The sequence below is a fragment of the Streptomyces sp. NPDC014889 genome (assembly GCF_043081205.1).
Taxonomy (GTDB): domain Bacteria; phylum Actinomycetota; class Actinomycetes; order Streptomycetales; family Streptomycetaceae; genus Streptomyces.
Window position 1 is genome coordinate 563785 of record NZ_JBIBWH010000001.1, and the last position, 11980, is coordinate 575764.

11 protein-coding genes are annotated in these 11980 nt (G+C 71.8%); 2 read left to right on the forward strand and 9 right to left on the reverse strand.

The window, feature by feature from the left end; all coding sequences use genetic code 11:
- Positions 1–183: 183 nt before the first annotated feature.
- The 8 genes from ACF09J_RS02555 to ACF09J_RS02590 all read right to left on the reverse strand — a co-directional run bounded on the left by ACF09J_RS02555 (position 184) and on the right by ACF09J_RS02590 (position 8252).
- Positions 184–768 carry a TerD family protein gene (locus tag ACF09J_RS02555; protein ID WP_392303519.1) on the reverse strand — a complete coding sequence of 195 codons (585 nt, stop codon included), beginning with the start codon at positions 766–768 and terminating at the stop codon, positions 184–186.
- A gap of 48 nt (positions 769–816) precedes the next feature.
- A complete protein-coding gene (locus ACF09J_RS02560) occupies positions 817–2031 on the reverse strand; it encodes a TerD family protein (protein WP_392303642.1) in 1215 nt (404 codons plus the stop codon).
- A 105-nt stretch (positions 2032–2136) separates the two neighbouring features.
- Positions 2137–3126, reverse strand: coding sequence for a zinc-dependent alcohol dehydrogenase family protein (locus ACF09J_RS02565; RefSeq protein WP_392303520.1), 990 nt, complete (start codon positions 3124–3126; stop codon positions 2137–2139).
- On the reverse strand, positions 3123–3989 hold the full coding sequence (locus ACF09J_RS02570) for a carbohydrate ABC transporter permease (RefSeq protein ID WP_392303521.1): 867 nt from the start codon (positions 3987–3989) through the stop codon (positions 3123–3125). Before ACF09J_RS02570 ends, ACF09J_RS02565 begins: the two co-directional genes overlap by 4 nt.
- Positions 3989–4933 carry a carbohydrate ABC transporter permease gene (locus ACF09J_RS02575; protein ID WP_392303522.1) on the reverse strand — a complete coding sequence of 315 codons (945 nt, stop codon included), beginning with the start codon at positions 4931–4933 and terminating at the stop codon, positions 3989–3991. Before ACF09J_RS02575 ends, ACF09J_RS02570 begins: the two co-directional genes overlap by 1 nt.
- Complete coding sequence (locus tag ACF09J_RS02580; RefSeq protein ID WP_392303523.1) at positions 4930–6297, reverse strand: ABC transporter substrate-binding protein; 1368 nt, start codon at positions 6295–6297, stop codon at positions 4930–4932. Before ACF09J_RS02580 ends, ACF09J_RS02575 begins: the two co-directional genes overlap by 4 nt.
- Before the next feature lie 105 nt (positions 6298–6402).
- A complete protein-coding gene (locus ACF09J_RS02585; protein WP_392303524.1) occupies positions 6403–7173 on the reverse strand; it encodes a DeoR/GlpR family DNA-binding transcription regulator in 771 nt (256 codons plus the stop codon).
- A 269-nt stretch (positions 7174–7442) separates the two neighbouring features.
- Positions 7443–8252, reverse strand: coding sequence for an NAD-dependent epimerase/dehydratase family protein (locus ACF09J_RS02590; protein ID WP_392303525.1), 810 nt, complete (start codon positions 8250–8252; stop codon positions 7443–7445).
- Positions 8253–8508: 256 nt separating this feature from the next.
- Between ACF09J_RS02590 and ACF09J_RS02595 the strand changes: the two genes are divergently transcribed.
- Positions 8509–9672 carry a hypothetical protein gene (locus tag ACF09J_RS02595; protein ID WP_392303526.1) on the forward strand — a complete coding sequence of 388 codons (1164 nt, stop codon included), beginning with the start codon at positions 8509–8511 and terminating at the stop codon, positions 9670–9672.
- On the opposite strand, the gene ACF09J_RS02600 is transcribed toward ACF09J_RS02595, so the two are convergent.
- Entirely contained in the window at positions 9609–10841 is a 1233-nt protein-coding gene (locus ACF09J_RS02600; protein WP_392303527.1) for an MFS transporter, read from the reverse strand. The genes ACF09J_RS02595 and ACF09J_RS02600 overlap by 64 nt on opposite strands.
- 534 nt (positions 10842–11375) lie before the next feature.
- Between ACF09J_RS02600 and ACF09J_RS02605 the strand changes: the two genes are divergently transcribed.
- Entirely contained in the window at positions 11376–11963 is a 588-nt protein-coding gene (locus ACF09J_RS02605; RefSeq protein WP_392303528.1) for a TIGR03086 family metal-binding protein, read from the forward strand.
- Positions 11964–11980: the final 17 nt, after the last annotated feature.

An 11980-nucleotide genomic window follows, 5' to 3' on the forward strand; every position in this document is an offset into this window, starting at 1 on the left:
CGCGCGGCCGAGTGGTACGTCAGCGCGGTTGCGGTCCCAGGCCGGGGCGGTGACCGTCCTCCGGGCGCGGGCGCGGGCGCGGGCGCGGGCGCGGGCGCGGGCGCGGTGGGTGCGGGGTGCTGGCCGGCCGTGGCCCGCGCTCGTGGTGCGGGGCCCGGCCGGTCGGTCACGTGGCGGGGTGCGTCATTTGCTGACGGCGAAGCGCATCAGGGCGTGCTCGTCGCCCTGCTTGATCTTGCCCGTCTCGTTGATCACCTCGAGCTTCCAGGAGCCGCCGACCCTCATGGCCTTGGCCACGGCGCAGCCGTTGTCCTGGGTGAGCAGGCTCGGCCAGATGTCGGCGACCTGCTGGGAGGTGCCCCCGGTCGCGTCGTAGACCTTGAAGCTGATGTTGCGCGCCTTCTGGAAGGAGCTGCCCTTCTTGAACGCGGCGGCGATGAACACGATCGAGGTGATGTTCTGCGGTATCCGCGCGAACTCCACCGTCACCGTCTCGTCGTCGCCGTCCCCGCGGCCGGTCTGGTTGTCGCCGCTGTGCTGCAGCGAGCCGTTGCCCATGGGGTCCAGCGAGTCCAGGCCCGCCAGGCGCACCGGGTCCGCGCCCTGCATCGCCACGGCGATCAGGTCGAGGTCCGTGCCCATCTTGCGGCGGAGCATGCCCATCACTCCGCCCGAGGTGCCCCCGGTGGGGTCCCAGGACACGCCGATGGACATGTGGGTCACCCCGTCCAGGTCCGCCGGGCCGTCTTCTTTCGTCAGCGTGATCATGTGTGGTTCATCCTCTGGTGAAGGTGACTGCGACAGGCGAATTCTGTCCTACAGCGCCTGGGCCGCGGGCTTCACCATGTTCCGTACGGTGCGCGCCTTGATGAAGTCGCCCATGGCCGTCATGTCCCACTCGCCGGTGAACTGACGGACGAGCTTGGCCATCATCACCCCGGTCTGCGGCTCGGCGTGGGTGAGATCGAAGCGGACCAGCTCCTCCTCGGTGGTGGCGTCCACCAGACGGCAGTAGGCCTTGGCGACCTCGGTGAACTTCTGGCCCGAGAAGGAGTTCACGGTGAACACCAGGCCGGTCACCTCCTGCGGCAGACGCCCGAGGTCGACCACGATCACCTCGTCGTCGCCCGCGCCCTCGCCGGTGAGGTTGTCGCCGGAGTGCTTCACGGCGCCGTTCAGGATGGTGAGCTTGCCGAAGTAGCAGCTGTCGATGTGGTTGCGCTGCGGGCCGTAGGCGATGACCGAGGCGTCCAGGTCGATGTCGGCGCCGCGGTACGCCGGCTCCCAGCCGAGGCCCATCTTGACCCGGGTGAGCAGCGGGCGGCCGCCCTTCACCAGGGACACGGTCTGGTTCTTCTGGAGGCTGACCCGGCCCTTGTCCAGGTTGACCTTCCCGGCGCCGGGGGCGGGGGCGGCGGCCGGCGGGGCCGGGGGAACCGGAGGGGCGACGGGGGACTGCGCGGCCGGCGCCGGGGGCGGCGGAGTGAGCGGCCGGGGCGGGACGGCCGGCTGCGGCGGGGCCACCGGGGCGGGGGCCGGTTCCTCCACCGTCACGCCGAAGTCGGTGGCGATGCCCGCGAGTCCGTCCGCGTACCCCTGGCCGACGGCCCGCGCCTTCCACTGGCCACCCCGCAGATAGATCTCCACGACCACCAGCGCCGTCTCGGCGCCGAGTTGCGGCGGGGTGAACGTGGCCAGCACCGAACCGCTGTCCGCGTCGCGGACGGTGGCCGTGGGCTCGATGCCCTGGAAGGTCTGCCCGGCGGCGTCCGGGCTGGCGGTGACCACGATCTTCTCGATGCCCGGCGGTACCGCGGCGGTGTCCACGGTGATCGCGTCGGGCGCGCTGCCGCCGCCCGAACGGTAGGTCACGCCCGGCCCGGACGGCTGGTTGTAGAAGATGAAGTCGTCGTCCGAGCGCACCTTGCCGTCGGCGGTGAGCAGCAGGCCCGATACGTCCAGCCGCACTGGAGCGGCGACGTCGACCGTCACACGCGCTGCGGCCAGAGGGATGTTCGAGCCGGGGGTCATAGCTGTCATGTCGGAGGTAACGAGCGAGGACGCTTTGCCGTTCCCTTACCCGGCGAACGGGTGAGGCGGTGCGGCGCCCTCGCCGGCCGATCCGAACGAAAGGCCCTAAGGGACCACCACGATCTTCCGGCCCACCCCGGAGGCGAACTGGTCCAGCGCCTCCGGGTACCGCTCCAGCGGGATCCGGTCACTGATGAAGACCTCCGGGTCCAGCACGCCGGCCGCGAACAGCTCGGCGGCGCGCTCGAAGCTGTGCAGCACCGCCATGGAGCCGGTGATGGTGATCTCCTGGTTGTAGATCCGGTACGGGTCGATCATCACCCGGGTCGCGTAGTCGGCCACGCCGAACTGGAGGAACGTGCCCGCCTTCGCCACCCGGTCCAGACCGTCCTGGATCGCCGCGGCGTTGCCGGTCGCGTCGATCACCACGTCCCAGCCCTGCGGCCGGTCGAGTTCGTCGGCGTTCGCCGCGGACGCCGACACGCCCAGCCGCCGGGCCGTCTCGAGGCGGGCCGGGTTGACGTCGACCACGTCCACACTGGCCGCGCCGGTTCGCTTGGCCAGTTCCAGCATCATCAGGCCCATGGTCCCGGAACCGTAGATCAGCACGTGCGAGCCCAGCCGCGTGCGCAGCACGTCGTAGCCGCGCACCGCGCACGACAGCGGCTCGATCAGGGCCGCGTCCTCGGTGCGGATGTGCTCGGGCAGCTTGACGCAGTTGGCGACCGGGGCCACGGCGTACCGGGCGGCGCCGCCCGCGGTGGTCACGCCGATCGCGGCCCACCGCTCGCACATGTTGTTGTGCCCGTCGCGGCAGTAGCGGCACTCGTAGCAGTACAGCGACGGGTCGACCGCCACCCGGTCGCCGACCGACACCTCCGTGACCTGCGTGCCGACCGCGGCCACTTCGCCGGCGAACTCGTGCCCGGGCACGATCGGCAGCTTGGGCGCGAACTCGCCCTGGAGGATGTGCAGATCGGTGCCGCACAGCCCGCAGGCCGCCACCTCGACGACGACCTCGCGGGGCCCCGGCGTCGGGTCGGGGACCTCGGTGACGACGGCGCGGCCCACGGACTCGATGACGGCGGCCTTCATTTGACGGCTCCCAACGACAGGCCCTGGACCAGTTTGTCCTGGGCGGCGAACCCCGCGGCGAGCACCGGCAGGGAGATGACGAGCGACGCGGCGCACACCTTCGCCAGGAACAGGCCCTGGCTGGTGATGAAGGTGGTGAGGAAGACGGGGGCGGTCTCGGCGACCACACCCGTCAGGACCCGCGCGAACATCAGCTCGTTCCAGCTGAAGATGAAGCAGATCAGGGCCGTCGCCGCGATGCCGGGCAGGGCGATCGGGGCGACCACGCGGCCCAGCACGGTCGGTAGCCGGGCGCCGTCGATCTGGGCGGCCTCGATGATCGCGACCGGGACCTCGGACAGGAAGGACTGCATCATCCAGACCGCGATCGGCAGGTTCATGGCCGTGTAGAGGATGACCAGCGCCCAGATGTTGTCGAGCAGGCCGGTGTTCTTCGCGAACAGGTAGATCGGCAGCAGGCCGGCCACCAGGGGCAGCATCTTGGTGGACAGGAAGAAGAACAGGACGTCGGTCCACTTCTTCACCCGCCGGATGGACAGCGCGTACGCGGCGGGCAGCGCGAGGAGGAGGGTCAGCAGGGTGGAGACCAGCGAGGCGGTCATGGAGTTGATCAGCGCGGGCCAGGGACTGGCCCCGCCGGTCAGCCCGAAGAACTGCCGGTAGCCGTCCAGCGTCAGCGCGGCGGCCACCGACGGCGGGTTGGTCGCCGCGTCGGCCTCGGAGTGGAAGGACGTCAGGACCATCCACAGCAGGGGCAGCACGAACACGAGTCCGGCCAGCCAGGCGAGGACGCCCAGGGCTGCCCCCCGCAACCGGCTGCGCGGTTTGCCGAGCCGCGGGGCGGTGGTGGCGACGGTGGCCATCAGCGGGACACCTCCTCACGGAACAGCGACGACACCACGCGCAGAGCGAAGGTCGCCAGGATGATCGAGCCGATCACGACGACGACGCCGGCCGCGGAGGCCAGGCCGTTCTCGTGCGCCTGGTAGAAGGTCTGGTAGATCGTGTACGGCAGGTTCGCGGTGCCCAGGCCGCCGGAGGTGATGGTGAACACCGCGTCGAAGTTCTGCACGATGTAGATCGAACCGAGCAGCACGCCGAGTTCGAGGTAGCGGCGCAGATGCGGCAGGGTGATGTGCACGAAGATCTGCCAGTTGCTCGCCCCGTCCATCCTGGCCGCCTCGAGCAGTTGTGCATCGCGGCTCTGCAGTCCGGCCAGCAGGATCAGCATCATGAACGGGGTCCACTGCCAGATCAGCGCGGCCTCGACCGCCATCAGCGGCATCTCGGAGATCCAGTCCGGCTGGACCGCCCCGTCCCCGCCGATGGCGTGCAGGATGCCGTTGAACAGCCCGTACTCCGGGTTGAACAGCAGGTGCTTCCACATCAGCGCGGCGGCGACCGGCACCAGCAGGAACGGCGCGATGAGCATGGTGCGCACGGCGGCCCGGCCGCGGAAGCGGCGGTCGAGGAGCAGCGCGAGGAGCAGGCCGAGCAGCAGGCTGACCAGCACCACGGTGACGGTCAGCAGGATGGTCGTCCACACCGAACCGCGCAGTTCGGCATCGCTCAGCACCTCGCCGTAGTTGGCGAATCCGGCGAAGTGGCGCCGGTCGGGGTACAGCGCGTTCCAGTCGAAGAACGAGATCACCAGCGTGGCCACGAAGGGCAGCTGGGTGACGACGATCATGAAGATCAGCGCCGGCAGCAGGGGCGCCCGGGTGGCCCAGGCGTGCAGGCGGTTGGGGCGCCCGGCCGCCGGCCGTCCGGAGACGGCGGCGGCGGGGGCCGGTGACGTCAACGTCATGATCCCTCGTACTTCGCGGCGACGGCCTCGGCGAGCTTCTGGCCCTTCTTCAGAGCGCTGTCCACCGACTGGCGTCCGGCGATGGCGGAGCTGATCTCCTGGGAGACCTTGGTGCCCAGGTCGGTGAACTCGGGGATGCCGACGAACTGGATGCCGGGCGCGGGCCGGGGCTGCACTCCCGGGTCCTCGGGCTTGGCGTTCGCGATGGCGTCCCGGGTGACGTCCGCGAACGCGGCGGCCTCCTTGCGGTACTGCGGGATGTCGTAGGTCGAGGCGCGCTTGCCGGCCGGGACGTTGGACCAGCCGGCCTTCTCGCCGGCGAGCTTCTCGTAGTCCTTGCCGGAGGCCCAGGAGATGAACTTCCAGGCGTTCTCGGAGTTCTTGGACGCCTTCTGGATGCCCCACGCCCAGGTGTAGAGCCAGCCCGAGCCGTCGGTCTTCTCGACCGGGGCCGGGGCGTAGCCGATCTTGCCCTTGACCGGGGAGCCGTCGGCCTCCAGGGAGCCGGCTCCGGCGGTGGCGTCGTACCACATGGCCGTCTTGCCCTGGGTCATGTTGTTCAGGCACTCCGCGTAGCCGGACTGGGCGGCACCGGCCTCACCGTGCTTGCGGACCAGGTCGACGTAGAACTGGGTGGCCTCCTTGAACTCCTTGGAGTCCAGGCGTGCCGTCCAGTCCTTGTCGAACCAGGTGCCGCCGAAGGTGTTCACCACCGTGGTCAGCGGCGCCATGACCTCGCCCCAGCCCGGCAGTCCGCGCAGGCAGATGCCCTTCATGCCGGGCCGGGAGCCGTCGATCTTGGCGGCCAGGTCGGCGACCTGCTTCCAGGTGGGCTTGTCCGGCATGGTCAGGCCCTCCTTCTCCAGGACGTCCTTGCGGTACATCAGGAAGGAGGACTCGCCGTAGAACGGCTCGCCGTACAGCTTGCCGTCCTGCGCGGTGAGCGCCCGGGTCATCGGGGGGAGGATGTCGGCCTGGTCGAAGGCGGTGTCCTTCTTGACGTAGGCGTCCAGGGCGTGCAGCCACCCGTTCTTGGCGTAGATCGGGATCTCGTAGTTGCTCAGGGTGGCGACGTCGTACTGACCGGCCTGGTTGGCGAAGTCCTGGCTGATCTTGTCACGGACGTCGTTCTCCGGCAGGACGGTGAAGTTCACCTTGATGCCGGTGTCCTTGGTGAAGTGGGCGGCGGTCAGCTTCTGCAGCTCCACCATCTGCGGGTTGTTCACCATCAGGACGTTGACGGAGTCGCCGCCGGCGGATCCGGACCCGCCGGCGCCCGAGCAGGCGGCGAGCGGAGCGATCAGCGCCCCTGCTGCCGCCACGGCGAAGAGGGTCCGTGGTGAGCGTCGGCTCTGGGTTGGCATGGGTACTCCAGGAGAGGTTGACAGCAATGGGGACTTGCGGGGAACGAGGGCGCCTCGCGGCGCGGGTGAAGGGCGAGGTTCTGGGGGTGCCGGGCGGCTCGGCGGTCAGACCCGGATGACCTGCGGCCCGAGCAGGGAGTAGCGGTGCGCCTCGGTCGCCGGGAGCAGAGTGCTCGTCACGATCGCCTCCAGCGCGCCGACTTCGGCGAACCGGCAGAAGCTGACCGCACCGAACTTGGTGTGGACGCCCGCGAGCACCACCCGGCGCGCGGCTCTGACCGCCTGCGCCTTCACCTCGCTGACCGCCGGGTCGGGCGTGGTCAGACCGTGTTCGCGGGAGATGCCGTTGGCGCCGATGAACGCCAGGTCGATGACGAAACCGGACAGCATCCTCGTCGTCCAGTGGTCCACGGTGGCGAGGGTGCCGGAGCGGACCCGGCCGCCGAGCAGCAGCACGGACATGGTGCCGGTCTCGGCGAGCGCGCCCGCGACCGGCAGGGAGGCGGTGACCACGGTCAGCGGCCGGTCCCGGGGCAGGGCCTCGGCGATGAGCTGCGGGGTGAAGCCCTCGTCGACGAAGACCGTTTCGGCGTCCCCGAGCAGTTCGGCGGCGGCGGTCGCCACCCGGCGCTTCTCGGGTACGTGGCTGGTGGCGCGGAAGGCCAGGGTGGTCTCGAAGCCGGCGCTCTCCACGGGGTAGGCGCCTCCGTGGGTGCGGCGCACCAGACCGTGGTCCTCCAGGGCGCGCAGGTCCCGTCGTACGGTCTCCTTGGCCACACCCAGGCCGGCGGCGAGCGCGGTGACGTCGACCGATCCGGTGGCGCGCGCCAACCGCACGATCTCGCGTTGCCGTTCCTCGGCCGTCCCGTGGCTCATGGGTCGACCACCCGCTTCCTGGTTTCGATGCCCGTTCGGGCCCGGTGCGGCCCTTGCCGGATGTTCTACAGCGGGTGCGCGGTTCTGACCAGGCTTGCTTTGGTTCTACTCCTGCCCGTTTACGCCCGTTCGGCTCGGGTGGTGCCCGCCTCGGACCTGCGCGGGGGCGACCCGGGGCGTGGGAACGGGCAGCGTGGATGCCCGAATACGAGGGCGGGCGGACCCGTTCGGTGCCCGCCCGCCCTCGACTGCGTCGATTTTCCGCCGCTTCAGTATGGCCAGATGGGCGGGTCCGTCACGAAGGGGCCGCCGATGTGGACATGGGCCTTGTTGTCCGGGTCGAGCTCGCCCTGCTCGGCGATCAGTTTCCCGGCGTACCGCTCTGAGTCGTCCTGCGGTTCGTAGCCGAGCGCCCGCGCGCTGGTCAGGTCCAGCCACAGGCGGGTGTTGGCGGAAGCGCCGTGGACGACGGTGTGGCCCACGTCCTCGGCGGTCAGGGCCGCGTGGAAGAGGCGGGCGCCGTCGGCGGGGCTCATCCACAGGGAGAGCATCCGCACATTGGTCGGTTCGGGGAAGCAGGAGCCGATGCGCACCGAGACGGTCTCCAGGCCGTGCCTGTCCCAGTAGAGCTGGGCGAGGTCCTCGCCGAAGGACTTGGACAGGCCGTAGAAGGTGTCCGGGCGGCGGGGGGTCCCGATCGGCAGGGGCGGCTCGCCGGGGCCGGGGGGCGGGGTGTAACCCACCACGTGGTTGGAGGAGGCGAAGACGATCCGCCGCACGCCCTCTTCGCGGGCCGCCTCGTACAGGTGGTACGTGCCCTCGATGTTGGCCTTGAGGACCTTCTCGAAAGGGGCTTCCAGGGAGATGCCCGCGAGGTGGATGATCGCGTCGACGCCCCGGACGGCCTCGCGCAGGGCGTCCTGGTCGGAGAGGTCCGCGACGATCGCGTCCGGCTCGTCCTCGATGGGCCGCATGTCCAGCAGGCGCAGCGTGTAGCCGTAGTCGGGCAGCAGGCCCCGCATCAGGGTGCCGAGCCCGCCGGCGGCGCCGGTGAGCAGAACGGTGCGGGGAGCGGGCATCCTCGGTCTCCTTGGGTGGGACGTTCCTGTGCCTGGACACGATTCACATGGATGGACACGCTATGAACAGTGTCCGTACCCCGTCAAGTGTGTCGTGCGTGCGTGAAATCCGCTCCCGTGTTGCCGGTTTGCGCGCTTGACCTGCCCGAATGGGGGCTCCTAACGTGATCGCGTTCATGAACATGGACATTGCTCAGAAACATGCACTCGCCCGGCTGATCGAGCGCGGCCGCGCGCTGCTCGACGAGGAGGAAGCGTGAAGACCTCGGCCTTCGTCTACCCCTGGGACGTCAACGGCGACCCCGAGGCGCCCGGCCGTCTGGCCGCCCTCGGAGTGGAGCAGGTGACGCTCGCCGCCGCCTACCACTCCACGCGCGCGCTGACCCCCCGCCATCCGCGCCACCGCGTGGTCACCGCCGAGCACGCCGCCGTGCTGTATCCGGTGGGCGACCGCTGGGAGGGCCGCTCGCCGCGCCCGTACCCGGCAGGCGACTGGGCGGCCGGCGACGCGTACGGCGAGGCCGCGGCGGCCCTGGCCGGGACCGGTCTCGAGGTGCACACCTGGGTCGTCCTCGCGCACAACTCCCGCCTGGGCGCGGAGCATCCGGACACCTCCGTCGTCAACGCCTACGGCGACCGCTACCCGTGGGCGCCGTGCATCGCCCAGCCCGCCACGCGCGCGTACCTGACCGAACTGGCCGCCGAGGCGGCCGTCCGCCCCGGCGCGCACGGTACCGAGCTGGAGTCCCTCGGCTGGTACGGGCTCGCCCATCTGCACGCCCACGACAAGACCGCAGGGGTGGGCCTCGGGGACGCCGGACAGTACCTGATGTCCTTGTGCTTCTGCCCGGCCTGCCGCACCGGTTACGGCGAACAGGGCCTGGATCCCGACGAGTTGGCGCAGGCCGTACGCTCCGCTCTGGAACCGGTGTGGCAGGGGGCGCCGTCCGGCGGCGGCTGGGCCGGTGTGGCCGGACTGCTCGGTGAGAGCAGGGCGGACGCCACCCGCGCATGGCGCGACCGGACCGCGCGCACCCTCCAGGAGGCGGCGGTCGCGGCGGTCCGCGCGGCGGCCCCCGACGGCTTCCAGGTCCTTCTGCACGCCGACCCCGTCTCCTACCACTGCGGCGCCAACGCCGGTGTCGACCCCGCCCACATCCTGTCCGTGGCGGACGGCGTGGTGGTCCCCTGCACGGGCGGCTCCGGGCTGCTGGCCCCGTTCGCCGAACAGGGCCGTCCGGACGCCGTCCTGGCCGCCAACTTCACGATCGTCTCCGGCATGGGCGGCAGCCCGGGCACCCTCGCCGAGGACGCGGGCCGTGCGCGGGACCTCGGGGCGTGCGAACTTCGGCTGTATCACGCCGGGTTGGCCTCGGACGGCGACCTGGCGGCGGTGCGGTCGGCGTTGCGGGGCCTGTGAAGCAGCATCAGTGAGGTGGCCAGCAGTCCCAGGGCCATGAGGGTCAGGAGCACCGGGAGGGAGGCGGCGCCGACCAGGGCGGCGCCCGCGGCCAGGCCGACCACGTTGGGCACGAAGAGCAGCGTGTTCGCGGTGGCGGACGTCCGGCCGAGCAGTTCCGCCGGAGTCTCGCGCTGTACGGCGGTGAACGCGGCGATCAGCACGCACGGCAGTCCGGCGCCGCTCGCCAGGCTGCTGACCAGGGCCAGTGGGTCGGACGGGATCGTGCGCAGGGCCACGCCGGCCGCCGTCAGGGCGATGCCGAAGGCCGCGAAGCGGCGGCTGCCCAGGCGGCGCAGGGCGGTGCCCGAGGCGAGGCCGATCGTCACCGAGCCGGCGCCCTGGACGGCGTACAGCACCCCGGTGTACGCGGGCGCGTGGCCGAGTCTGCCGACGACGGCGTAGATCAGCGCGCCGGTCACGCCGGTGAACAGCATCGTGGCGCCGCCGGCCAGCACCAGGAGCCGCAGCCGCGGGTGGGACCACAGATGGCGGGCGCCCTCGGCGGTCTGCGCGCGCCAGGAGCCCGCGGGCCGGCGGGGCTTGTCCTCGGGGACCCGCAGCATCGCGTACAGACCCGCGGCGAGCAGGAACGTGACCGCGTCCAGCAGGGCCACGCACCGGCCGCCGTACGCCGCGTACAGGCCGGCGCCCGCCAGCGGGGCCAGCAGCTTCATGCCCTCGTTGGCGGTCATCCGCAGCCCGTTGAAGTCGCCGAGCAGCTTGGCGTCGACGGCGGTCGCGACGAGCGCCGACTGCGCCGCGTCCTCCACGACGCCCGTGGCGCCGTAGAGGAACAGCACCCCGTACAGCACCCAGACGCGGCCGGGGGCGTCCACCGTGAGGAGGATCGGCAGCAGCGCCGCCAGCAGCAGGTTCGTGCCGATCAGCACCGGCCGCCGGCGGGTCCGGTCGGCGAGCGTGCCGAGCGCCGGGCCGACCAGGGTCGGCGCCCACATCGCCAGCAGGCACAGCGCGGCCAGCCCGTCCGAGCCGGTGAGGTCCTTGACCCACACACCCGAGGCCAGCCAGAGCGCCGACGTGCCGAAACCGGACACCACCACAGCGGCCAGACACACCCCCGCCGCACGGTCGCGCAGCACCCGCACCAGGGTCCATTCAGTCGTCATACGGCCCGATCGTCGCCCTAAGGTCCCGTCCCACGGATCCGGCAGATGCCGTAGAGCCCGGGCCCGCCCGGTCGCCAATCCTCGGGTGGGGGTCGGTCATGTCACGGGGTGACGGGCGGGCGGCTCGTGTCGGTGGGTGCCGGGTTACGGCCGGGCCGCACTCCGGCGGGAACCGGGGGCGTGCTGCCGGGGCACGGTCGGGTACCGGCGGTCCCGTTCCGGGACGGTTCGCGGCGCTGGGTTCGCTGCCGTGGGGGCGGGGCGGCCGAGCCTGTGCCTCGGCCGCCGGGCGCCGTGGTGTCGCGCGGGTGCCGAGCCCGGATCGGGCGGGAGTGTGCGGTCGTGCTGCCGGGCGTGGCTCGGTAACGGCGGTCATGTGCCAGGGACGGCCGTCGCGGATGGTCCGAGTCGGCGGGGGAGCCGGGTGTGCGGGCGCGCGTCCCGCCCGGCCGCCGGGCCTCCGTCTCGCGTGGCGATGAGTTCCGGGGGCGGCGGCGGTCCACCCCTGTACGTGAGAGCAGGACTGGAGGAACGATGAACGACACGATTCTCGATCTCGGGCCGCAGGCTCGTATCGTGGCGCGGCTGGCCGAGGGGGTGCGCGAGGAGCAGCTCGGCGCGGTGACACCGTGCCCGGACTGCGCGGTGCGCAACCTGCTGGGGCATCTGCTCGGCCTGGCCGCGGCCTTTCGCGACGCCGGCCGCAAGGACCTGGGCGTCACCACCGACACCGCCCCGGACGCCGCCGCGCCCGGCATCGGCCCCCGTTGGCGCGAGGAGCTGCCCAAGGCCCTCGACGAGCTCGCCGAGGTCTGGCGCGACCCGGCCGCCTGGACCGGCACGACCCGCGCCGGCGGCGTGGATCTGCCGGGCGAGGTCGCCGGGGCGGTGGCCGCCGACGAACTGGTGATCCACGGCTGGGACCTGGCCCGGGCCACCGGCCAGGACTACGCCCCCGATCCCGCCGCGCTCCGGGCGTCGTACGGCTTCCTGCGCGCGGCGGCCGACGACCCGAACCGGGGCGACGGTCCGTTCGGACCCGTCGTCCCCGTCCCCGAGGACGCTCCGCTGCTCGACCGCGCGGTGGGCCTGAGCGGCCGCGATCCCGGCTGGAGGCCCTGAGCGGGCGAGGGGCGGCA

Excerpts from the sequence above, each read along its gene's own strand:
- ACF09J_RS02555 (WP_392303519.1), bottom strand. The coding sequence starts at position 768 with ATGATCACGCTGACGAAAGAAGACGGCCCGGCGGACCTGGACGGGGTG.
- ACF09J_RS02560 (WP_392303642.1), bottom strand. The coding sequence starts at position 2,031 with ATGACCCCCGGCTCGAACATCCCTCTGGCCGCAGCGCGTGTGACGGTC.
- ACF09J_RS02565 (WP_392303520.1), bottom strand. The coding sequence starts at position 3,126 with ATGAAGGCCGCCGTCATCGAGTCCGTGGGCCGCGCCGTCGTCACCGAG.
- ACF09J_RS02570 (WP_392303521.1), bottom strand. The coding sequence starts at position 3,989 with ATGGCCACCGTCGCCACCACCGCCCCGCGGCTCGGCAAACCGCGCAGC.
- ACF09J_RS02575 (WP_392303522.1), bottom strand. The coding sequence starts at position 4,933 with ATGACGTTGACGTCACCGGCCCCCGCCGCCGCCGTCTCCGGACGGCCG.
- ACF09J_RS02580 (WP_392303523.1), bottom strand. The coding sequence starts at position 6,297 with ATGCCAACCCAGAGCCGACGCTCACCACGGACCCTCTTCGCCGTGGCG.
- ACF09J_RS02585 (WP_392303524.1), bottom strand. The coding sequence starts at position 7,173 with ATGAGCCACGGGACGGCCGAGGAACGGCAACGCGAGATCGTGCGGTTG.
- ACF09J_RS02590 (WP_392303525.1), bottom strand. The coding sequence starts at position 8,252 with ATGCCCGCTCCCCGCACCGTTCTGCTCACCGGCGCCGCCGGCGGGCTC.
- ACF09J_RS02600 (WP_392303527.1), bottom strand. The coding sequence starts at position 10,841 with ATGACGACTGAATGGACCCTGGTGCGGGTGCTGCGCGACCGTGCGGCG.
- ACF09J_RS02605 (WP_392303528.1), top strand. The coding sequence starts at position 11,376 with ATGAACGACACGATTCTCGATCTCGGGCCGCAGGCTCGTATCGTGGCG.